The organism is Methanosphaera sp. ISO3-F5 (assembly GCF_034480035.2).
Classification (GTDB): domain Archaea; phylum Methanobacteriota; class Methanobacteria; order Methanobacteriales; family Methanobacteriaceae; genus Methanosphaera.
On sequence record NZ_CP118754.2, the window covers coordinates 150,115 to 174,118 of the forward strand.

Annotated in this window: 20 protein-coding genes; 9 read left to right on the top strand and 11 right to left on the bottom strand. The window is 25.0% G+C overall.

All coding sequences use genetic code 11. From position 1 onward, the window contains the following. Positions 1 to 186: 186 nt before the first annotated feature. From PXD04_RS23295 to PXD04_RS23335, 9 genes are all read right to left on the bottom strand, one after another. Positions 187 to 465 carry a hypothetical protein gene (locus PXD04_RS23295; RefSeq protein WP_323737627.1) on the bottom strand — a complete coding sequence of 93 codons (279 nt, stop codon included), beginning with the start codon at positions 463 to 465 and terminating at the stop codon, positions 187 to 189. A 349-nt stretch (positions 466 to 814) separates the two neighbouring features. After that, positions 815 to 2,527: a DUF262 domain-containing protein gene (locus tag PXD04_RS23300; protein ID WP_323737628.1), complete on the bottom strand. Its 1,713-nt coding sequence runs from the start codon at positions 2,525 to 2,527 to the stop codon at positions 815 to 817. 489 nt (positions 2,528 to 3,016) lie between these two features. Continuing rightward, complete coding sequence (brxL, locus tag PXD04_RS23305; RefSeq protein WP_323737501.1) at positions 3,017 to 4,435, bottom strand: BREX system Lon protease-like protein BrxL; 1,419 nt, start codon at positions 4,433 to 4,435, stop codon at positions 3,017 to 3,019. After that, entirely contained in the window at positions 4,413 to 6,827 is a 2,415-nt protein-coding gene (gene pglZ / locus PXD04_RS23310; protein ID WP_323737502.1) for a BREX-4 system phosphatase PglZ, read from the bottom strand. The genes brxL and pglZ overlap by 23 nt, the downstream gene beginning before the upstream one ends. Positions 6,828 to 6,831: 4 nt before the next feature. Further along, positions 6,832 to 10,392: a hypothetical protein gene (locus PXD04_RS23315; RefSeq protein ID WP_323737503.1), complete on the bottom strand. Its 3,561-nt coding sequence runs from the start codon at positions 10,390 to 10,392 to the stop codon at positions 6,832 to 6,834. After that, positions 10,382 to 12,739 (bottom strand): phosphoadenosine phosphosulfate reductase family protein, encoded by a 2,358-nt coding sequence (locus PXD04_RS23320; RefSeq protein ID WP_323737504.1) that lies wholly within the window; start codon positions 12,737 to 12,739, stop codon positions 10,382 to 10,384. The genes PXD04_RS23315 and PXD04_RS23320 overlap by 11 nt, the downstream gene beginning before the upstream one ends. A gap of 686 nt (positions 12,740 to 13,425) precedes the next feature. Beyond that, positions 13,426 to 13,719, bottom strand: coding sequence for a hypothetical protein (locus PXD04_RS23325; RefSeq protein WP_323737505.1), 294 nt, complete (start codon positions 13,717 to 13,719; stop codon positions 13,426 to 13,428). A gap of 16 nt (positions 13,720 to 13,735) precedes the next feature. Further along, entirely contained in the window at positions 13,736 to 14,467 is a 732-nt protein-coding gene (locus PXD04_RS23330; protein ID WP_323737506.1) for an ImmA/IrrE family metallo-endopeptidase, read from the bottom strand. Continuing rightward, the gene (locus tag PXD04_RS23335) at positions 14,460 to 14,801 is read right to left on the bottom strand and encodes a helix-turn-helix transcriptional regulator (protein ID WP_323737507.1); all 342 of its coding nucleotides are present in this window, start codon (positions 14,799 to 14,801) and stop codon (positions 14,460 to 14,462) included. Before PXD04_RS23335 ends, PXD04_RS23330 begins: the two co-directional genes overlap by 8 nt. Positions 14,802 to 14,975: 174 nt before the next feature. Here PXD04_RS23335 and PXD04_RS23340 point away from each other — a divergent pair, with 174 nt between their 5' ends. The 5 genes from PXD04_RS23340 (at position 14,976) to PXD04_RS23360 (ending at position 17,193) form a co-directional block, all read left to right on the top strand. Beyond that, a complete protein-coding gene (locus PXD04_RS23340; protein WP_323737631.1) occupies positions 14,976 to 15,185 on the top strand; it encodes a DUF2188 domain-containing protein in 210 nt (69 codons plus the stop codon). A 587-nt stretch (positions 15,186 to 15,772) separates the two neighbouring features. Further along, the gene (locus PXD04_RS23345) at positions 15,773 to 16,063 is read left to right on the top strand and encodes a hypothetical protein (RefSeq protein ID WP_323737508.1); all 291 of its coding nucleotides are present in this window, start codon (positions 15,773 to 15,775) and stop codon (positions 16,061 to 16,063) included. Beyond that, on the top strand, positions 16,050 to 16,652 hold the full coding sequence (locus PXD04_RS23350) for a hypothetical protein (protein WP_323737509.1): 603 nt from the start codon (positions 16,050 to 16,052) through the stop codon (positions 16,650 to 16,652). The genes PXD04_RS23345 and PXD04_RS23350 overlap by 14 nt, the downstream gene beginning before the upstream one ends. Before the next feature lie 12 nt (positions 16,653 to 16,664). Further along, on the top strand, positions 16,665 to 17,003 hold the full coding sequence (locus tag PXD04_RS23355) for a hypothetical protein (RefSeq protein ID WP_323737510.1): 339 nt from the start codon (positions 16,665 to 16,667) through the stop codon (positions 17,001 to 17,003). A gap of 64 nt (positions 17,004 to 17,067) precedes the next feature. After that, entirely contained in the window at positions 17,068 to 17,193 is a 126-nt protein-coding gene (locus tag PXD04_RS23360) for a hypothetical protein (RefSeq protein WP_323737511.1), read from the top strand. Positions 17,194 to 17,738: 545 nt separating this feature from the next. On the opposite strand, the gene PXD04_RS23365 is transcribed toward PXD04_RS23360, so the two are convergent. Next, on the bottom strand, positions 17,739 to 17,921 hold the full coding sequence (locus PXD04_RS23365; RefSeq protein WP_409988298.1) for a hypothetical protein: 183 nt from the start codon (positions 17,919 to 17,921) through the stop codon (positions 17,739 to 17,741). 168 nt (positions 17,922 to 18,089) lie between these two features. On the opposite strand from PXD04_RS23365, the gene PXD04_RS23370 reads away from it, so the two are divergent. The 3 genes from PXD04_RS23370 to PXD04_RS23380 all read left to right on the top strand — a co-directional run bounded on the left by PXD04_RS23370 (position 18,090) and on the right by PXD04_RS23380 (position 20,621). Next, the gene (locus PXD04_RS23370) at positions 18,090 to 18,323 is read left to right on the top strand and encodes a hypothetical protein (protein ID WP_323737513.1); all 234 of its coding nucleotides are present in this window, start codon (positions 18,090 to 18,092) and stop codon (positions 18,321 to 18,323) included. Next, the gene (locus tag PXD04_RS23375) at positions 18,320 to 18,742 is read left to right on the top strand and encodes a type II toxin-antitoxin system VapC family toxin (protein ID WP_323737514.1); all 423 of its coding nucleotides are present in this window, start codon (positions 18,320 to 18,322) and stop codon (positions 18,740 to 18,742) included. Before PXD04_RS23370 ends, PXD04_RS23375 begins: the two co-directional genes overlap by 4 nt. Before the next feature lie 640 nt (positions 18,743 to 19,382). Beyond that, entirely contained in the window at positions 19,383 to 20,621 is a 1,239-nt protein-coding gene (locus PXD04_RS23380; RefSeq protein ID WP_323737515.1) for an ATP-binding protein, read from the top strand. Positions 20,622 to 22,211: 1,590 nt separating this feature from the next. Here the strand turns inward: PXD04_RS23380 and PXD04_RS23385 are convergent. Next, a complete protein-coding gene (locus PXD04_RS23385) occupies positions 22,212 to 22,655 on the bottom strand; it encodes a hypothetical protein (RefSeq protein ID WP_323737516.1) in 444 nt (147 codons plus the stop codon). Between the two features lie 373 nt (positions 22,656 to 23,028). On the opposite strand from PXD04_RS23385, the gene PXD04_RS23390 reads away from it, so the two are divergent. Then, complete coding sequence (locus PXD04_RS23390; protein WP_323737517.1) at positions 23,029 to 23,442, top strand: hypothetical protein; 414 nt, start codon at positions 23,029 to 23,031, stop codon at positions 23,440 to 23,442. Positions 23,443 to 24,004: the final 562 nt, after the last annotated feature.

Genomic DNA, 24,004 nt, shown 5'->3' on the forward strand with positions numbered 1-24,004 from the left:
AAAAAAATTAGTTATGTCTGAGAGTTGTCGCACACCCTCTCTACTCGGTAGAAGTTATTATATTATTGAATTTATTGAACTGACAACATTGATGCGAAGTCTCATGATTATTACTTATGTAGTAAAATTTTAATAATGGTATTGCATATCATAAATTATGGAAATCAAATATATTAAAGACAATTATTATTTCGAAACACTCACTTCAACACATGATTTATCAGATTTTATTTGTTTATCTTCTTTTTCTATTGTTTTTGTATCAACTTTATTATCATTGCTTGTAGTTTGCACAGGTTTTACCCCTACATTATCACCAGCAGTATTACTAACTGTTGCAACATCACTTACACTAGTATCTGTAGCAATTGTACTATCAGCATCATCTGCTGTATGTACAGCACCAACTGTTGCAAGTAACATAACAAGTGCTAATACAAAGAACATTCTTTTAATGTTTTGCATATTTATTCATCTTCTATATGCTTTAGTGTAATAATATTTTTGGTTTTTTTATGTTTCGTTATATTGTGTATAAAGAAGGAAAAAAATTAAAAAATATTATTCATTTAGTCACATAGATGAAGAAAAAAAAATGAGAAAATTATATAACAAAAAGAAATATGGCATAAAATAAGCCATAAAAAAAGTACTACAAAGTTATAATATGTTACAAATAATTATGGAAAATATAATGGCACATAGAAATCGTATTATACTAATATTAGTAAACCAATATTTTAATAAAAAGAAAAAGAAGATAGAAACTATTTATAATTAAAATCCACGTGTATTTTAAGCATAATAATTCTTATCATAATAATAATTTTTTTAATTCTTTGCTCATTAATTCTTGTCGTTTTGTCATAAACTCTTCGAAATTAGAAAGTTCATATGATATATTCTCTGGAAGATATTTCACTTTTTCTTTACCATATTCGTCAAGCCAATCTGTAAGTGGCATTGAATTTTTATGTTCGTTTTTTCTTCCTTCTAACAACTGTAAATTTGCCAATGTGTCTCTACGTCTCTTCCATTCTTCTTTTGTATTCTCATCAATCACATTATTGTCTGGAAGAATTAAGTCATTAAGATTTTCTTCTTCAAAATTTGTGTGTGGATGCATATGATCTTGATGGAATTCAATTTCATCATAATTCAATTCAGGGTACAATAGAGATAAAATCATGAAAGTATATGAACCCATTTCGTATGTATCAAACATTGAATCAATTTCATCTGAAGTGTAAACGAGTGTTCTATCACCAGTAAATTTAACATGATTAAAATATGACATACTAAAGGAATCATTTGGTGCTTTTTTTAATGCATCCCTTATTTTTTTCAACGAATCTAGAGATGCTGTACCAAAAATCTGTTTTAATTGTGCTATGACTATATATTTTCTTAACTCGTTTTTATTACTGTTTTCTTTAAAATCTCCACCATTATATATATAATAAACCATAGGAATTACTGCACCATAAGAAATCATATTCTCTGAATTAAATCCAAATTCGTTTAACAATTTCACGGTGTTTTTAATGGAATTACTAATATTTTCCCAATTATCTTTAATTTTCAGTACACTATCCTTTTTGAAAGTTTCTACTTTTAATGTCACTGACATATCTAATAGATAAAGGCATGTGCGCATTATAAAATCATTAGAAAATTTGAATCCTTTCCCTATTCCATTAATTTCAGAAAGCAAATCATCAATCTTATCTCTAGCATCATCCCAATGAGAAACAATAGTTGAAAATAACAAATCAGTCTTTGATAGTACAGTTCCTCCTGAATTTACCCTTACAAAAATATCTAAAACACTATCAATAGAATCATTTACAACTTCAAAATAATTTATTATATCATCACGAACTAATCTTGTATGTAATCGAGACAAATTTTTTCTAGCAACTTCATTTGTTGCAAAGTCACTGTTAAGTATCACTTCTGCCAAATCTTCAGTTGAATATTTAAGAATATCCTTTACTTTATACCATATTCTATTATCTTTATTCTTTTTAACATCTTCAACAGTTAAAAATTTAAAAGTATAAGTGATGTCCTCATCATCAATCTTTTCACTACTTAAATCAAAATATAATTCTTTTTTTGGAAAAGCATCATCGTTATTCCATCGTTTTCTAGGAAGTTTTCTACTCATACTCCCTTGAAGAGCAATATATAATGATGTAAGTCTCTGTTGCCCATCTAAAACTGCCCACATAGTTTCATCACCCGGATTGGGAAATGGTTGTGGTGCTGGTGGATTATTATTCATATCTCTATCATGATAATCTTTTATAAATTCATACATTGAATACTCTTTATCATTTATAATTGCTTTCTTTACTTTCCAAAACAAAAATGTACCAATTGGATATCCTAACATAATTGAGTCCAACAATCTTGTAATCTGATCATCAGTCCATACATATTTTCGCTGAATAGCTGGAAGATATATTTCACCTCGATTAATATAATCCAATATATCTTTGATACTTTTTTTCTCATATCCCATAATAATCAACCTCGTTATTCATATTGAAGAATTCATTAACTAATAATTCTTATTTAATGTTTTGATATTTTTATATATATTATTTTAATTTAATCATTAAAAATTTAATATTCTGAATGTTTTTTTTTTATTTACATGGGTGTTCGCCAAAAAAAATTACAATATCCTTTTTATTATTTTTTTATACTTATTCTTCATTTTTTCCACATATAACAAAACAAAATGTTCTAAAATTTAAACCATAACTTAAACTATAAAAAACTCCTTTTATTTCAAAGAATACAACTAAATTAAAAAATAATATTGAATAAGATAGCGTGAAATTTGAGAAGTTTTGATATGTTGGTGAAAATTGTGAATTATGTGTAAATTTATAATAAAAAAATAGAAAGTTGGAATATAATGTAAAATTAGGAAAAATTAAAACCCAAATGAACAAATTATAAACCAATGAAAGTAATAAATAATTTTAGAAAATGTTCTTGTTATCTATCTTAATTTAATATTAGGCAACTTATCAGTAAATTCATCATCAATTAAACTTATTTGATATTTAATTATACCTCTCATCTCTATTGCTGGTTTTAAACAATATTCCTCAAAATCTTCAGAAGAAACATCATCAATAGTACGTGCATGAGGGAATAATAATTTTAGATAAGCTGTAGTAATTTTAATTATTGCTTTGGTATCACGAGTATCAGATTTAGGTGGAACCTCTATCATTTGACGTGTAATTTGTTCAAAATGAGGAATACTTCTCATTTCATTTAATATTTCGGAGAAATATTCAACATTTAAACCGTAACCATTAATTTTTAATTCTTCTTTCATTCGTGGAAGATACCATCCTTCGATAAAACCATGAAATCTATCAAGTAATGCAGGATCCATGAAAAACTTATGTAATTTAGCAAAATACTGTTTACTTTTAGGTCTTCTATTTTCGTCTAGGGGTATGTTACCTAGAACCATCAAACCACAATTAGAATCGCCTTTATACTTAGCAACTGTAAATGAACCTGATTCTAAATAATTTTTTAATGCACCTCGCAACTCATTTTCGTCTTGAAATTTAATTGTTTCGATTTCATCTAAAGCTAAAAATTGATACTGTTGAAGTAATCCTGGACTTTCACGAGCTATATCATATAATAATTTAGCTCTTGTAACTGTTCCTCCACTAACAACCCAACCATATTTACTTAAATTAGAAAACACATAAGATTTTCCAGTTCCTTTAGGAGCTAATTCCATCATATTGAGATTTGGCTCAACAAAAACTAATAACCGGGAAATAAATCTTAATTTTTGTGTAAAAGATTCAAAACCTTCTGGATTATATTCCATAGATCTAATTAAAAAATCAATCCATTCAATCAATGTAAATTGTTTTCGTCTAGATGCAAAATATTCAAAATCAACAGTATATGGTTTGAAAGATTTAAATTTTGTTAATTCAATTACTCCTTTTTCATTTGATTCTGGTACGAGATAACTTAAAGTAACAATACCCCATATTTCACCACCACGTAATTCATGATGGTTCTTTGCTACATATTCAGGAATACGACATTCATTCATTTTCAAACCTGCATCAGGTATAGAAAATCTTAAAATACCTGCTTTAACATCAGGCTCAACGATAATCCTAGCAAGTAATGTTAGATTTCTATGTTCAGTCATCAAAGTACCTTTAATCTGTCTGTCTTTATAAGCCATGTTGTTTTCAATGAAATTTTTAAGACCATATTCATCTAAATCATCATTATCATCAGAATATCGTTTTATTAACCAATCTTTTACAAAAGAGGGGATGCTATAACCAGAAAAAATACTGTACTTCTCTGGATTTTTATAAACAGATTCCTCAGAAAATATATTTTTAATTTTCCCATCCAAAGTCATATTCTTCTTCCTCCATTCCACCTTTCTTAATATTAATTTCTATTTCTTCTACTTGCTTATTAATTTTAATAATAATTGTCTGTTTTCCTTTACTTAAACTTTGATTTACCTCAATTACATAAAAATTGTCTTCTTTAAGAACATTTAATTTTTCATCATTATAAATTGCAGAAGGCATATTCTTAGGTTCTGGATAAATTTTTATAGGTATTCTATTTTCAAGTGACACATTAATTTCAGAAATTTCACATATTACATCATAAATAATGTTTGAAAAATCATCCGCTTCAATTAGTATGCAAGGTACTAATACTTCTTCTGGAGTACCTCCACCATGAACCTCATGAGAAGGAGTATTATTTAATGATACATGTTTTAAAGTTAAAAGATATTTATATTTTTCATCAATATCACTTTCAGTTCCAGTTACCATATAATCTTCAGTATCATAAATTTCTTGATTTGTTATTTTAAGATAACGTCCCTCATGACTAGAACCTTCAAAATTATATTTTTTTGAATTTCCTAATTTTTTATTACATAAAAAACTAAATCCATGATCAGAATATATTAAAACTTTTGAAGAATTTATGTTAGCTATTTCTTTAGCAATTTCTCTAATTATTTCTATTTCTTCAATCAATGATTTTGGATATCCATAATGGTTATTATGAATATAATTATCAAGATAGGATATTTTCTTATCACAATCAATTTTATTGAATTCTGTAGCACTAGGTAAATTTACTGAACGTATTGATGTTGATTTAATTTGTTTATTACTTTTTGGCAAATAATTATTCAAGAAATAAGTAAATAAAGGTAACCATTCAACTCCTAATGCATCAATCCAAAGAACATATGTATCATCATTTAATTCGATTTCTTGATTATTATATAAATCATAATACCATTTATAAAAATTATTTGGACTACTATTTAGTTCATCTAACAAAGTTTTTAATTTATCACTTTTAGAGTTTAATATTTTACACTTATTATATTCTTTAAAATAATTCAGTACCCATTCTGAAATATTATCCAAATAATAATTCCAATTTAAATAGTTATATAATTCAGGAAATATAACTTTCAACTTTGAAGTAATAAAATTAAATTCTTCTCTATTGGATTGCATTATATTAATTATTTTCTCTTTTTCTATAAAAGTTGTATTTGTTAAATAATTTAGTTGATAATTATAATTCATATTTGTTATTTTATTAAAGTTTTCTTCAAACTCTTGTTCAGGAAAAGTAAATTCTTTTTGATTTAAAATTTTAAGCAAATATCTTCTTTCCTCTAAATATTTGTCTGAATATTCTAAATTAAAAATTTCTAAAAATATTTTTACAGTTAAAGATATATTATCTAAATTATTTGTTTTCCTTAAACAATGTGCAAGATAAGAATCTTTGAAACTATCTGAATTAATGAAAAAATTTTTAACAATCCATTTTTTATATCTGTACTCTTTATCAAAACAATCAATATTTTTACTAACTAAATAATAATTCAAATAATCTTTTAACTCTAAATTAGCAATATTATTAATATTAAATTTTTCTATAAATATATCTTTTAAAGACATATTTTTTTGATTTTTTTTACTAATATCTGTTAATAAATACTCCCAATATTCTTTTTCATTAGGGTTATAATTTATATTTAAATTAATATCAAATATTTTAGATAAATATTCTTTAGGAGTTGTTATAACTTCTCTCATGAAAGTCTTATCCGGTAAGCTATTTTCAAAATATACAGACAAAGGTTTTGGTAATGATATTATCTTCATAACATTATCTTTCTTCCACAATTCAAACCATTGTTTTGTATTAGAAATCAATAAAAGAGTATTAGTTTCAAAATTATCTTTAAAATCAAATCCATCAATTTGATATATACAAATTTGTTTGGCATTAGATTTCAATTTCCAAATTGGTGCCCAATTATTTTTTCTATAAAAATTATTCCAAAAAACATCATTAAATCGTTCCCATAATCCAACTAATGGAATGTATAATTTTATATTAGTATTTTCAATACCTGCCAATAAAGAAAAAATCTCATTAAAACTAACATCATCCAAAAATCTAATATATTCTGATAGGGGAACTATTACTGAAGTTTCATTAATTTCTTTAATTTTTTTAATCAACTCACTATTTGTAAACCAACTATTTTCAGAAAATAAAAAAGAACTAAGTTCTATTTTAGTGGCATTTTCAGACAAAATTTCAACAACATTTTTCAATTCTTCATAAGAATTTAAAAAAATAAATCTAACAGGAAAACGAGAAGAAGAAATGTTAAATTCTTCTAAATCTAGTTTAACTGATTCTTTTAAATCATTTAAATTAGAATATTCAAAAATATTTTCTGAATCCATAATATCATTTCTCCAGATAGTTATCAAGAACAGTTTGGATTTCATGATGCTCTTCTAATGCTTGAATAAGAATACTTTTTAGTTTATTAGCATCCATATTTCTAACTTTAGTTAAAATATCTTTTACAGGTTCTGTAGGAGTATTAATATCTGTTTTAACGGGCTTATCCACACTATCAGCAGATACTTCTGAATTATCAGACTTACTTACACTAACATCAGCAGGTACTTCTGATTTATCAGACTTACTTACACTAACATCAGCAGGTACTTCTGATTTATCAGACTTACTTACACTAACATCAGCAGGTACTTCTGATTTATCAGACTTACTTACACTAACATCAGCAGGTACTTCTGATTTATCAGACTTACTTACACTAACATCAGCAGGTACTTCTGAATTATCAGGTTTATCCACATTAACATCAGTTTGTTTTCTTAAATCTTGAGTTATCCATTTACTAATTTCAGTGATAACAATTTCTTTTTTCCAGTTATTAACTTCTTCTGGCATTTTTTGTATAATATACTTTATTATATCAGGAATTTTTTCCTTATTTACTTCCTCATCAATCTCAAGAATTAATTTTTCAAATAATTGATTCTTATCGCTCTTAAGGAATATCTTAAAATCAAATTTAACTGGTGTTAAACTATTATAACAAGATTGAATAAGATTATCAGGAATATTTAAATCATCTGGTTTTAATAAATCATTTAAAGCTTTTAAAGCATTTATTGATTCCTCATTTATATTATTTGAATATTCAAACAACCAAAGAGGAGTTTTGTTATTTTTTATCCATTCTTTAATTGCCCATCTAACATTACTTATTGATTGTGTTTCAACATCTAATTCTAAATTAAATACATCATTTAATAAATCTATCAATCTTTTTTCATCTTCTGAACCAAAACGAACATATAAGTCCTGTTCATTTTTACCTTTTTCCCAATAATTAAATAATGGAATAATTTTATTTTTCATTTTTGTCTCATTAATTGGTTGTCCATTAGAATCATATAATTTATTCACGTATTTTCTTAACACGAAACTAATTGCAGCAATATTAAGTATATTAGGATAATAACCATATGGTGTTTTAGTTAAAGGTTTTAATACATCACCTATATTAAATTTTCCATTAATTTGTGCTTCAAGTAATTTTTTATCAACAAAATCTTGTAAAATTTTGATAGGATGATTATCTGGTACTGTATCAACTAAATTAAATTTAGAATCTATTATAAGATTCATATTATTGTCATAAAAAATTTCAGTAGATTTTTTATCAAGTCCGTTTAATGAATCACGTAATTCTATATAACTTTTTGAAGTTATATATTTCTCTGAAAGGACTTTTGCTTTGGAATTACTCCATAAATTACTATTTATAATTGTACCATCAATATTTTCTAAACCATAACTAAATATTTTCTTAGATAAACTTCTATTAGTCTTGTCTATAAACTCAGGGAATAATATTGTTTCATGAATATCATTTAAATAATATTCAACATATTTTCGTTTAATATCATTTACCCATGAATCAATAATTTTTTTAGCATATTTTTCATCACGAGCAGATTCTTCTACATAGTTATGTTTTTTGGCTACTATTGAATTTGCTTTATAATCTAAATATTTATTCAAATATTCAACATCAAAACTTGCTTTTGAAATTATCATAAGTTTATTATCTAATAAACCTTTATCAGCAATTGATTTTATATTCTTTTTAATAGAATCAAACTCTTTTGCATTTTGACATAAGAATAAGTACATTTGCAAATATGCCGGATTTCCTTTATTTTTTTCTAACCTTGCTATTAAGTTGTTTTCACGAATATTCGCATCAATGAATTCCATATTCATTTCACGATTTAACTTTTTACTTACAAAAGTTATAATATTATTTTTTTGTTTAGAATCTAATAAATCAGTTAATTTAAGACCATTTTTTATTTTATTTTTTTCTTTATCAATTTGATCTGAAGGTAAAGAATTTGTTGTTAACTCAAAAATATTCTCTGGATTTTTATTAATGATTCTATTTTTATCAATATAATCTAAAACTGTTTCAACTTTAGATTCATATATACTACCTACATAAACATTGAAAATATTTTCACTTGATGGTATTAACAAGGATTCTCCACTAGAATCAACCATTTTAAATAATATATTTAACAGAAGGATGACTTTAAATATTGTCACATATTCAATTCCTTTTTTTTCAAGACTAGAATGATACATATTATATTTCTGTATTGCACTATTTACTTTTTCATCATTAATTTTGATAAAATCATCAATAAAAAAATCCCATAAATACTCTGCAGTTAAGAAATATCTGTCATCTATATCAACAGTATTAATAAAATTTTTAAATCCAAATTCTTGATCATCATGTAAAAATTTAAAAATGCTTCTTTCTGATGAACCAATATGTTCTGCAATAGCTGTGGCTAAACGTGCGGTATACGGATGAATTGGATATAATTCTTCAAGTGCTTTTTTTACTTTAGGACTATCATTTGCACTTATTTTTTCAATCAAAGGATGTAATTGTCCCATGAACCTATTTTTTTCTTTTTCCCAACCAGTATCTCTATTAATACTACTTGCCATTAGTTCGTAAGTTGCAACGGATTCCATTGAATAATATATTGGTTCAAATCTATCCAATACTTTATCGATATATTCTTGATTGATATTAGTTTGATTTGTACGTGTTCTATGTGAAACAATAAATAAAGATATACCCTTATTTTTAGATTCAGCAATATTTTGAATTTGTAACAATATATCATCCACGTTAGGCAGATTTAAAGCACCAGTAAATTCATCCCAAAATATTATTAAATAATCATAATCATATTTATTTTTTAATTCATCTTTTACATTAATTAACCATTGATGAATAGTTTCTTGTGTAACTGGACTTAAATTTTTTTTCATGAAAATATTTTCAAGTTCTAATAAGATATCAGACTCTTCATTTTCTAACCTGTAAATTATTTCATCTTTTCCATAAGCTTCTAAAGTTGTTCCTTTCAAATCTTCATCTCTTAGAAACTCATAGCCCCCTTCCTTTAATATGGAAATCATGTTTTCATATTCAGAAGGAATGCTTATATTCATATCTTTTTCTTTTAGAGCTTTTTTTACAGCACTTTGAAGTGTGAATGTAAACCTTCGTGAGTCTCCTATTGTAGAAGTACCTTTAATTATTACTGGAAATACTTTATTTTTATCTCTGAAACTTTTTAGCTTAGCTGTTAACTGTTCATCTTCTAAATTAAAAGAATTCGATAAAACCTCATCACATAATAAATGTTTAATTACTGAAGTAGCATGACTTTTTCCAGTCCCATAAGTTCCTTGTAACCAAACAGGATTCTTTGGATTTTTAATATTTAAAGAATTTAATACAGATCTTAAAATATGTCTAAAATTTTCATTTGGTATAAATAAAGACCAATAATTTTCTTCTTCATTTTCTAAATCGAAAACTGGAACAAAATTTTCATTTATATGAATAATTTTATTATATTTCATAATAATCATCCCTTTTAAATTTGATTAAATCATTAGTAGAAATATCCTCATTTAAAAAGATATTATCTAAATCTGCAACTAAATCTACCTTCAATATATTGTGTTTTCTTTCTTTTAATCCCCTTAAAATTCGTTCGAAATCTTTTTGTGAAATTCCAAATTGTTTATAGGGTCCACCTTCAAAGTTTTCATCATATAATTCTGTAACTGTTAAATCATAATTTGAGTTATATTCGCTGATTTTAAATAAAGAATAAGCTACAGCCATCATATCCAATTCATCAGTAATAAAATCTTTATTAATAAATTTAACTGCACGACCTTTTTTTTCAAGAGAACCTAAATTAAAAGTTTCACCTAATGGTGAATTATCAAACATATTTATCATTGCACTTATTGCATTGTTTAAAGTTCCTTTACTTAAATTAGGAAATGATTGCATTATATTTTCTAATAAATCCTGTTTTGATATTTTTGTACCCCAATCAATTGTATCACAATACCATTTAACAACTTTAGAATTATAATATAAATTAATCCAGATTATAGTCCAAACAAACAATGGTTCATTTTCATATATAATTTTTAAATCTTTAGCTAATTGAGTCATTTTTTTAGTTTTTCGATTAATCAAATTTGCTTCAGATAACCAATTTAATAATGCAGGAACTTGTTTAGGTCCTAAATTATTGTTTTCTAGCCAATCATCACCAAAATAAAAAAATTCCTCTAACCACTCTTCTCTTAACCCAAATGTTGAATATTTATCAATTCCAGTAGTTTTTTTATTCATTCTATTTTCCCCCAATCCACTATCAATAGATTTTGCACGGTAACAGCCATAACGTGTGAAATTTATGCATCGTTCACAGTGAATACATGTATTTGAATCAATATGTAGTTTTGAAGTAGTTTTTATTGCATTTTCTGGACATTGAACATCACAAACACCACAATGAACACAAAATGTAGATTTTTGCAATATTTTTTTCAATTTGTTTTGAAGTTTGACATCACCTAAAATATCATAAAACTCGATAATTTCTTTATTATCCTTTTTAGTTAATGAAAAAGGAACAAAAATTCCATCAATATATAATTCTCCTTTAATAATATCTTTTTTTTGATAATAGTTAACATTACCAAGTACTTTAACCCATTCTAAAAAATTTTCATTTGGTTTAATAGATATAGATTTGAAATTTTTTAGTGTTTGAGTAAAATTAATAGATGAATCAGAAATTATTCCTTTCCCACCAGCTCTTTTTTTCCATTGCCCTTCAGATACAAACTTGTTTAAATCTTTCTCATCAAATAATCCTCTATTTTTAGCATATTCCTTAATTAAAGGAATATATTCTTCTTTAAATTTTGGATTAATATGAGAAGTTATACATTCTGACCATTCTGACGAATAAGGGCATAATTCACAACCCACACGTGTAAGACCATATCTATATAAAGGGTTAATAGGCAAATTTTTATAAAAATTATATAAAAATACCTCTGTATAATTCCAATACAATATAGGTCTTGCATTAACAATAACAGGATTTTTAACTCCATCAGCTATTTGTTTATATTTACTACGTTGTGGACTTTCTTCAGCCCTAACACCCTCAAAAACTACTATCTTAGTGTTAGTTCCAATTAATTTATTAATTAAATTATTATAAGGTGCTGTTTTAAGTACTGGTGTACACCACCTGTGAAATCTACTTGGTAAACCCATATCTTCGAAAAAAAGTTTTGAATGCTTAATAGGATTAGCCTTATTAAATTTTAAATCAGGATATTTTTCTTTATAACAATCAATAGTTCTTTCAACTGTTTGATATGTATATTCGTGTTCTAAAGTTGTATCTGAAAAAATAATATCTATATTATCTGAGTGTATGACACGAGTAATGAGATTAAGAACTACTTGTGAATCTTTACCTCCACTAAATGATACAGACAATGGATATTTATCATATTTTTTACATACATTTTCGATAAAATCTATTGCATCATTCTCAAGAACAAATAATGCATCCTCATTTTTTTTAATAACTTTTTCAATATTAACTTCTTTAATTTTTAGATTTTCAAAAGAATCTTCTATATTTAAAGTGGGTAACTTTAAAGCATTCCCCCCTTTAGTACTAGCAACTGGAAATCCTTTATAAAAATATTTTCTTCCGACTGACCATAATAAAGGTTTTTCACTTTTTGGATATGACCAAAACTCATTAAAACCTAGAAGATCTAATTCTTCATAATAAACTGGTCGTGGTGATGGCAATTCAGTAACTTCATCAGTTAATAAAATACCATTTATTTTTTCATCCCACTTAACATTATACATGGTTTTTAACTCACAATTATTTGAAAAAAATATAATAATATATTTAATTAATTTAATAAATAAATTTTAGGGTAATCCCTTATCATTGTTCATGACTAATTAAGTGTTAAATATGCCATTAAAATTCAATATTTTAAAAAAATAACTATAATTTAATAATCAATAATCTTTTGAAAAATGAGTTTATTGAAATTCATAAGATGAATTATTGTTTTTATTAAAAAAAAATATTCCGAATATACTGATAGTTCATTTTTGTGTTACAATTTTTTCATGATACTAAATCTATGAGTTACTCTTAATAGTTATTCATGTGATTTATTTTGTTTTTTTTTTAGTTTTAAGGATATATACCTGTTTTTCATTTGTTTGTGTGTGTTTTTTATTGTTCTGTACTTCTTAAAATATGAAATTATCAATAATTATTCTAATATTTCTTGTTAATCTATATTTTTTCACTTTTCAATCTATAATTTACAAATTCAGAATATTTTTTCTTTTCTTATATCCACATATAATGAGTAAAAAAAATATTTCGTAGCACAAAAGGACAGTAGCACAAAAAACCATGAAAGTACTACAAACAGGAAATATGCTACAAATTGGGTGTGAAAAATGTTGTAGTTCACTAATTAAAGAATAATATAAAAAAAGAAAAATTACGATTAATTAAATTTACTGTAACATTATTTTTCTAAAATTTCGTTTTTCATAAATTCAGTGGAAGCCACTTCAACCATTCCAAATAAACTGTTAAATTTAGTATTTAAGGAAATAAATTCATTTAACTCTTTATTGTTATATAATTCCTCATAGGTTTCCACATTAAACTCTAATCCTGATTGTTCAACCAAATCATCAAATGAAGAAAATTTGGTGTTTTCGACAATAAATTTATCAGATAAAATCTCTGATAAGCTAAATTCATGAGTACCCTCTAATTTTCCAAGGTTCTTAATTATTTTATCTAATTTTTTCATTATTCTTCACCTTTATTTAATCACAAAAAGCATCAGTTATATATTTATTTTTTTCTTCAATAGAAATTATGTTATCATCATATAATTTATTAAGTAAGTAAATATACATTCCATCAGTAGTTTCTTCTTTACCTGTGTATGATTCATATAATTTAGTGTTATAACCCATTTTTCGAGCTTTTTTTACAGGATTACTTTTATATTTTTGATAAAATTCATAAGTTATCATATTTAAATTTCTTAATCTCCACATTAAAGCATGATGACTAATTTGAAAATATTGTTCTGCATCTATAATTTTTTCTATTGTCCAATCTTCATTTTTTTGGATACCATTAAACTCTTCATAATATTTTAATGCGTTGTGTGGTAGAAGTAAACAAGATGCAAATTCATCGGCTTGTTTTTCAATTTTTTCGTTGCTATTTTCCATACATGTAATTACTTGTTTATTTTCTTCTTTATCTGAATGTTTTTCAACTAATAAATGATATAGTTCATGTGCTAAACTAAAACGTTGTCTGCCATATGTTTGTTGAGAATTAAGAAAAATTATAGTATATCCTTCAAATTCACTTGAAGCTCCACTAATTTTATCTCCCATATCCATAAAAACCATAGTTAAATTAGGTATTTTATTTTTTATAATTGAAAAAATATCTATAGGAACATATTCATCAATATACCATTTGCGTCTCAATTTATTAGCTTCATCATTCATATTCCAATAATAAGTAGAATTAATCATCTTGATAATGCTCCTCATATATTTTTTTCATTTCTTTTAAATTATTCATTATTTTATTCATACGGGCAATCGTCTTTAAATCTATTGCTTTATTGTCTTTTCTAAATGCTAGAATATTGGAAGTTTGTTCTCCTTCACCATATAAGATATATTCTTCAGATACATCATATAAATCACATAATTTAGTTATTTTTGATAATTTTAGATTTCTTTCGTTAGATTCAACTTTAGCTAATAAACTTTGACTAATATCTAAAAAATCCCCAATATCTTTTTGGGTAAAATTATATTTTTTTCGTAAAAATTTTAATCTATCACCTATACCCTCGTCCATAATATCATCTCAACATACTTTATTAATATTACTTTGTAAAAAGATTTATATAATACTTAATCGTAATATTAATTATAAAGTATGAAAAAAATAATAAGTAATATTTTTTTTTATTATATTTTATATTATTAGTACAAATTCAAGGGTGGTGAAATAATAGTTAAACAAAGACAAATCCATGTAACTCCAAGAGAAAATAAATGGACAAATATCATTAGTGGAAATCAAAGAGTTACAGCATTATTTGAAACACAACAAGAAGCAATAGATGCTGCAAGAACAAAAGCAATTACACATGAAGATACAGAAGTTATTGTACATAGACGTGATGGGAAAATTCGAGCTTCAAATACTTACAATAGGAAGATGATCAAGAAATATTAAAGGATAATATTCATTAATTTTTTTATGGAGATGATAATATTAAACTCAATAAACAACAATTAGAAACATATTCCAATCCAGGTTCATTAATTAATTCAAAAAATACATACCAAATTCTAAAAAATTTCTTTAATAATAATTTAGAAGCAAATCTAGACATTTATCTACAAGGGTCTTATGCAAATCATACAAATATTCGTGGTGATAGTGATGTAGATATTATTCTAGAATTCACATCAATATTTAGCCATAATATAAATGAATTTTCATCAGAAGTACAAAACGATTTTCATAATCGTTATTCTAATGCTAAACAGGATATTAACTATTATAAAAATCAAGTTAGAACATTATTAAATGAATCTAATTATACATTCATTGAGAAAAATAAATGTTTTAAAATTACAGAAGGAACAGCTATAAATGCAGATATTGTAGTTTGTAGTAGTTATAAGAAATTTACTGAATATCCTAACTATATTGAAGGAATTTATATCCCATCAAATCCAAAAACAATAAGTTTTCCTAAACTTTACAAAGAAAAGTTATCCTCTAAAAATACTGAGACAAATAAGAATTATAAATCTATGGTTAGAATATTTAAAAATATTTTTAATTATATAAATACAAATTCATCGGAAAAATATATGAATTTGTCTTCCCACATTATTGAATCAGTCCTTTATAATGTTCCAGATAATTATTTTAAAGAGAGTAATCTTTTAGAAAGATTTACATCAATACTAGATTATTTAAATACTTATGAAAATTATTCTGAAATGCTTACTCCTGATGAAGAAGAAACAATTATTGAAGGTGATTATTTAAAAAAATTCGAATTACAGAAATTTTTAGAAGAAATATATGGTTATATGTGATAATATGCATTCATACACAGTAAAACCGGATAACAAAAAGGATATATTAACTGTAATATTAATATTATCTGGATTTTTTGATTTAATCATGAATTATGTGGTTACTTGTTTAAGTGACTTAATAAATGATTGGATGATAGCAATTATTTTTTTATTGACTTACTTTGCTTCATATAAATTAATTTACTATTTATATAATGAAAAACTATGGAAATCTAAAATTTTTGGAATATTTAACAAACATCCAAATATATCTGGAAAATGGAAAGGAACAATAAATAATAATGAGTTTGCTCCAATTACAGTAAATGTTGAAATAATACAAACGTGGTCTGAAATAATCATGATTTTAACTACAGATACAGCTTATTCAAAAACCAAATGTTTATTTATGGATAATGAAGATAAATTAAGGATAGATTATATTTATTTAAATGAAACTAAAGGTATAGATAATCAAGAATTGAGAAATCATGAAGGTACATGTAGTTTATTCATTTCTGATGATTTAAAAAGTATGGAAGGGGAATATTATACTAATCATCATAGAAAATCATCAGGTATCCTTAAAATTAAAAAAATTAATTAAGTGGTGAAATTAATGAATGGTTCTGGTATTCTACTTAAAAACCAAAAGGAAACAAATTTTTATAAAAAGGAAATTGGAAGTGATAAAGTTACAAATTCATCAACTGTTAAATTAAGAGTTAAAACATTAACTCCTAAGATAAGAAAAAGAATAATTGCTGTATTAGGGTATATTGATATTTATGAAGATAAAGAATCTCCAGATTGTTTTCCTGATTATAACTTTCCTGAAATTCGTTGGGATGAGAATACAATATCTGAAAATCTTGATACGATGAGTGATGAAGAAATTAAAAGTAAATTTCAATTATTGAATAAAGAAGTAATACAGAGAAAAAAAGACTGTATGTAAGCAATGTTATCAATCAGGAAAAAGAAGTTTTGCTTTTGATATTCATTATTTCTATAGAGGGGATGTGAATTGGGATGAAGATATACCTAAAAAAGGAAAAGCTGCAGAATTAGGTTGTATTGGTTGTGCATGGTATGATTTTGCAGAATGGCGAAAACATTTATTAGATGTTTTAGAAAAAAATAAATGAGTTTAGTTTTAATACATTTATTATATTTAACAAAATATCTAATAGAATATATATTAATAATTGTATGTAAGATGAAAATATAACTTCAAGGTGATATTTGTCATCTTACATTCCTATTACCTAAATAAAAATATCATTAAACATAATTATGAAACTTAAGGTTATTTTTAATATTATTAATCTTTTTTCTATCAATAGTATAATTACAATAGATATTCGTTAATAGTATATTTTTATTATTTTGTTTAATTTTCACGTAATTTCAGTGTTTTATCTTTTTATTTCTCTTTCTTACTATTATTTTTTATAATATCTTATCAATATCATTCTTTGTTATTTTTCCTCACCAATTTTCCACTTCTTCGTCGTTTATTATGATAATATTTGAAGTAATATTCAAGCATGGTTAAAAATTCTTGTAATTAAATTTTTAGAAATATGAGAGAAATAATGGCATATAGCATTAGTAAATTGAAAAAAAATAGAATTTCCATTAAATCTTTTTGGTATTACTTGTCCTAGTAATAGAATTCTTTCTTTCATCATCATTTTATGAATATATATATAATTTGTTTCCATTTTCTTTGTGATTTAGTATTGTACTTCTTTTGATTTGATTTCGGGTTTAATCTTCTCATCCCACTGAATTGTTTTTGGTTTATTAATTTGTCTTCGTATTGTGCTGATTTTGATATTGTTTCTTTTTTTTGGTTGTAGGTTACGAATATAAGTAGTGATTATTGTTGAATTAATTATTATAATTACTTTACATGGTTTTTTCATATTTTAAACTTAATAAGGGAAATTAACAGATAAATTATTTTTTTAGGGAAAAATTATTTAACAGATAAATGAAATTAGATATTATATATAAAAAAGTATAGGAAGTGTAGTTAATGGAAGTGTTAGCAAATACCAAAGTATACAACAATTATCAAACTGCTATACCAAAAGAAATGAGAGAAAAATTTCATATTGATAAAGAAACGGTTATAGAATGGGGAATAAATGATAAAGGTGAACCACAAATAAAATTTAGAAAAAAAGTAAAAGTGGATGATGTACTCGGTATGATGGATGATGATGGTACTAAAAGTTCTGTAGAACTTAAAAGGAGTATATACGAATGAGCAAACTATTAGTGGATGTATCATTCATTGTTGCATTATTCCGTAAAAATGAAGATGCATACAACATAGCAAAGAAAAATAAACATATAATTGAAGAACACGATTGTTATATTACAAACTACGTACTTAATGAAGTCATAACAATAGTTTCTATGAGAACTAAAGATATAGAGCTTACAAAAAAAGCATATTACTTTATGTTAGATAATTTCACTATAATCAATGAACAGGACACACATAATTTCAATGCACAAGTAATGAACTTATTTGAAAAGTACAACCAGAAAACATTCCATTTAAGCTTTATCGATTGTTCATTAATACTATTTTACAAACAATACAACTTAGATTACATAGTTAGCTTTGATGGATGGTTTAAAAAAGTTAAAGAAATCAAAACATATAATCTTACAGGATAATAATGGGGTGATGGTTATGTTTATGTTTGATCCAACATTAAGTGAAACTGATGTTAGAAAAAGATTCATAGAAAAGATATAGCTCCATCAAATTGGTATGATCAACTAGTTACAACAGAAAGATACATCACGAAATGAAAATAAAAAAACGAAAGTAATTCTTTATGAAATATTGTAGATGTTATTATTTGGGAAATTATTCAGGAGTATGTTCCTGAAATTAGAAAATATTTGGAAAAAATTCTTTCTATGGAATAAGTATTATATATCTTTTATAATATGTGAATAGATGTGAATTTTTTTATCATATTTTGACTTTTGACTAAAATTCTATTTTGATTCTCATTTTTAATTTTTTATTGATTTATGCTATTAATATTCTAAAATAATAAATTTAATTCTTCTATATGTAATTTTTGATAAAATTAGGTTCTTTATTGGAGTTTAGTCTTATTTTTCTATGATATGTTATTTTATGTTGTATATTACATAAATTATCTAAAATAATTAATTATATATATACTACACAACTATTATATAGGATTTATATATTATAATACATAAAAATTATAAAAAATTAAATTTTATTTCTTTTACTACATGAAATTATTATAATTACATTATCTGGAAGTGAAAATTCATGCTAAAACGTCATTATTACCTGGATAAAATTAAAAGGCTTATGGATACGAATGAAATAAAACTTATTACCGGTGTTCGTCGTTCAGGAAAGACCTATTTTTTAAAATCAATAATGGAAGAGTTAAAAGATAGGCAGATACATGACGATAATATTATTTTTATATCATTTGAATCAGGACAATACCGTAAAGTTAGAATAGATACTCAATTGGATGAAATAGTCAAATCAATAATACCACAAAACAATAAAAAAGTATACTTACTTTTTGATGAAATTCAACGAGTGTCCGGATGGGAAGAAAGTATAGCCTCCTATCTTGTTGACTATAACTGTGATATTTATATTACAGGTTCAAATTCTAAAATGTTATCTGGAGAATTAGCAACAAATTTAAGTGGAAGATATGTGACACTAGAATTGTTCCCATTTTCATTCAAGGAGATTATGGAATACAATGAAAAAATATTGGAAAAAAAGGTTACATTAGAATTAGAAAGCAAATTATTTGAGGAATACATGGAATATGGTGGATTTCCGGGATTATTACAGTATAATGAAAATGAATCCAAACAAAATTATTTAAAATCCACTTATGATTCAATAGTATTACATGATATACTTGAAAGAAGCAATATAAGAGATTTTGATTTATTGGAAAGATTATTAGATTTCCTTATAAGTAATACAGGACAAATGTATTCTGCTAATTCAATTTCAAAATATCTTAAGGAAGACAATAAGTACATTAAAGGTGAATCTAGTGATATATCTGTAAAAACTTTAATAAATTATAATGATAATATACAAAAATCTATGATTATATCAAAATGTAAACGAGAGGATATTATCGGAAAGAAAAAACTGAAATTTTTAGAAAAATATTATGTTGTAGACTTAGGCTTTTACACATTACTTAATGAAAATAAACGTAACTATGGTCAAATACTGGAAACAATTGTATATAATGAATTAAGAAGACGTGGCTATGCCGTAACTGTAGGTGAAGTAAATAATTTAGAAGTGGATTTTATTGCACGAAAATTTAAGAAAAAAATATACGTACAAGTATCAACAAGCCTTCAAGATGACAAAACACGTGAGAGAGAATTTAAACCCTTGAAGAAAATCAAAGATAATTTCCAAAAATATATTATTTCAAATGATACATTTGATTTTTCAGAAGATGGTATCATACATTTAAACATTAAAGAATTTCTTAAAAAGGAGACTTTTTAATATCTACCCTACTTAAATACCTAATACAATCAAGCATATAAATAATATTATGGGTTCTAGAAATATTTACTTTCAGAAAGCTTTTGGAAGTCTACTTTTGTATTGACACACAGTTTTATGATTATGCCTGACAATAGTACAATCAATGAAGTGGTTTTATGCATTGAATCGGAATGTATATTTGTGTAAATGCTTAAATCCCAATTCCTCTTTAATAAATTTAAAATAATCTTCAATAAAAACTACGTTGATATTAATAACTTATGCGTTAAGAAAGTTTGACCATTAATTCATTAACTAACATTTTATATTCTCTTTTTAAATGTATATTTAACGCTAATTTTAATTTAGATTAATATAAAAATTAATAATAGAATTCAATATAAGATTTAATCTAAAATATAAGTTTTATTATGTAAATTACAAGTTTAAATTAAGAAAAAAAATTAGAAACTTGTAAAAAATTTGTCGCAAAAAAAGCCTATACAATTTTACAACATCTTAAATTTTAACAATAACTGTTTTGTTCTATCATCATTTTTTTTCTGTTTCGTTATATCTGCGCATAACGAAGAACTTTTTATAAAAATGTTCTTAAAACAGCTTAAATTACTAAATAACTCCTAAAACTTTATAAATGGTGGTTAATTGTACCATTATCCTAAAAGATGCAACTAACTGGGAAAGTAGTGTATTGTTAGAATAATATTTTTTTTCAGGAGATAACATATATTTCCTATTAAAATATTTTTTTAATTTATTATTATGGCATCTGTGTCATGTAATAAAAATAGCCTGGTTTTCCACTTTAAATATGGCCCAGTAGTTGAATGTTGCATGGAAGCTTATTTTTTTTCTTCTATGATCTTGTGGGAGGTGATCACATGTTAGAGATAATAGTACTAATAATAGTACTATATATCCCAACATTTGTATCTGTTATAAGATACATTTGTTGTATAATAACATTGTTTTCATTTAACCATTAACAAACATGAAAACATGTTTAACAGTGGAATTAGCGTTAGCTCCATGATTTAACAGAATGCCTAACTTTTATACCACGTTACATGATATTATGTAACCTCTGGTATATATAGTTATACTATTAACTTTTTTTCTCATATAAATTAATCATTTTATTTTTTATTTAATAATTTTACTATAAATAGATTTTGAGGTATAATGAAGATTAAATAATTTAGCTCTTATTTATCGCTTTAAATAAGTTATAGTCTATGTAAAAGTTTTAAATATTTAATAAAAATAATACTATTATAAATGTGACTTAGCAGTTGAATAATGCATGGAAGCTTATTTTTTTTTCTTCTATGGTCTTAGAGGGGGTGATTACTATGTTAGAGATAATAGTACTAATAATAGTACTATATATCCCAACATTTGTATCTGTTATAAGATACATTTGTTGTATAATAACATTGTTTTCATTATAGCATTAACAAACATGAAAACATGTTTAACAGTGGAATTAGCGTTAGCTCCGTGATTTAACAGAATGTCTAACGTTTATACCACTTAATTGGTGTTATGTAATTTGGGTTATATATATATTTTTATATTTTTCTGTGTTTAGGTATATGTATGGTAGTTTAATTGTTTTTTGTTGTATTTGTCTATGTCGAATAGTCGGTTGATCTTTTTTATGTTGTCGTAGTTTTCATTAAATGAGAGGATGTGTCTTATTTTGTATAGGTACATTAATGTGATGGTTATACATTCTTCATATGTTAGTGTGTTGGTGGTTTCATATAGTTTGTATGCTGATTTTTGTGTTTTTCGACTTAGGGGTGTTATGTTTCGGGTGGTTGAACAGAGGTTTTCAAATAGTTTTTTTGTTTTTTCGTCGCGTTTATTGTTTATGTCTTCGAAGATGTGGTTTAAAGTATATGGTGGTAGGTATAAGTGAGCTGTATTTCTGATGTTTTCTGCCATTTTTTGAGCTAGTTCGTGTTTTGGATGGTTTTTAAAGATTAGTGCTTTAAGGTAGGTGTAATCTAACATTATTTTAAACATTGTTCTTTCTCCTCTAGTGTGAATAGTCCTGATATGTCTTATTGCTGATAAAACATTCAAAGTTTAACTCAAAAAAAGTCTGGTAATTCTCCAAACAATACAGTAATCGTTAGTTGCAAGTATGGAAATTTTATGATTTTCAGAGAACATTGATACTTGTTACAGATATGTATTTGTGGAATGGAATATGATTTTCAGGAAACATTGATACTTGTTACAGATATGTATTTGTGGAATGGAATATGATTTTCAGGAAACATTGATACTTGTTACAGATATGTATTTGTGGAATGGAATATGATTTTCAGGAAACATTGATACTACTGACAAAGTAGTAACTGTAAGAAAAAAAATATTTGGAGGAAAAAATTTTATGCCAAGAATGACATTTTATTTAGATGAAAAAAATGCAGAAAGTTTAAAAGAATTAGAAAATAAGAGCAGAATCGTTAATGAAGCATTAAGAATGTATTTTCTTAACAAGGAGGTCCTTGTGAAAAAACAAGTGAAAATAGAAAATAACATTAGGGAACTTGAGGCCCAGTTGGAGAATGAAAGGGCAGTTTTAGCTAATGTTATGGATGAAATCATGAATATTGAAAACAATGATAACATTCGTCCAGAAAATTATTTGAAAACTGTTAGCATATTAAGGACTTTACCGGATGTTCAGGAGGAAGACTTGATCTTCCAGGCTGAACGCTTAAATGTCAGTGTCATCCAACTAAAAAGGTGGTTATGCATGGATGGATTTATGGAGGATATTCTCGAAGATTGTGTGGAATAATTTTTTTCCTAGTATTGGGGAGTTTTTTTCCTAGCTCCTCTTTCCTAGTAAAAAATTTTTTTTGTTATTACAGTCATACAATTTCTGTGACATATGATGGAGAGATAATTGAAAGAGTTAATACAGGAGTAAATATGAATTAATAAGATTATTAGTGGGGTGAATATGATGAGAAATATTTCAGGTAATGATAGAATCATTCAAAACATGTTAAAAGAAATTAGGTATGAGAATCATAACATTTGCGTGATGTATGATGAAGGAATGATAAAGCATAAAATGGGTAATACAATACAATTATCATATTAATACTAATGGGTGTGGGAGTATAATATTAATATATATAATAATAATGATTAAAACCAATAAAAAACTTAGTATAACTAATAAATGTATTATTATTATAATATAAGTATAATAAACCACTCATATATCTATTAAATATATAATATACTGTATAATTAAAATATAAGCTATTAAATTAAAATAATTATAATGACATACATCATAAAAATAGGTTACACATTATACCAAAAAAAAATTATTAAAGGAATGAATAAAA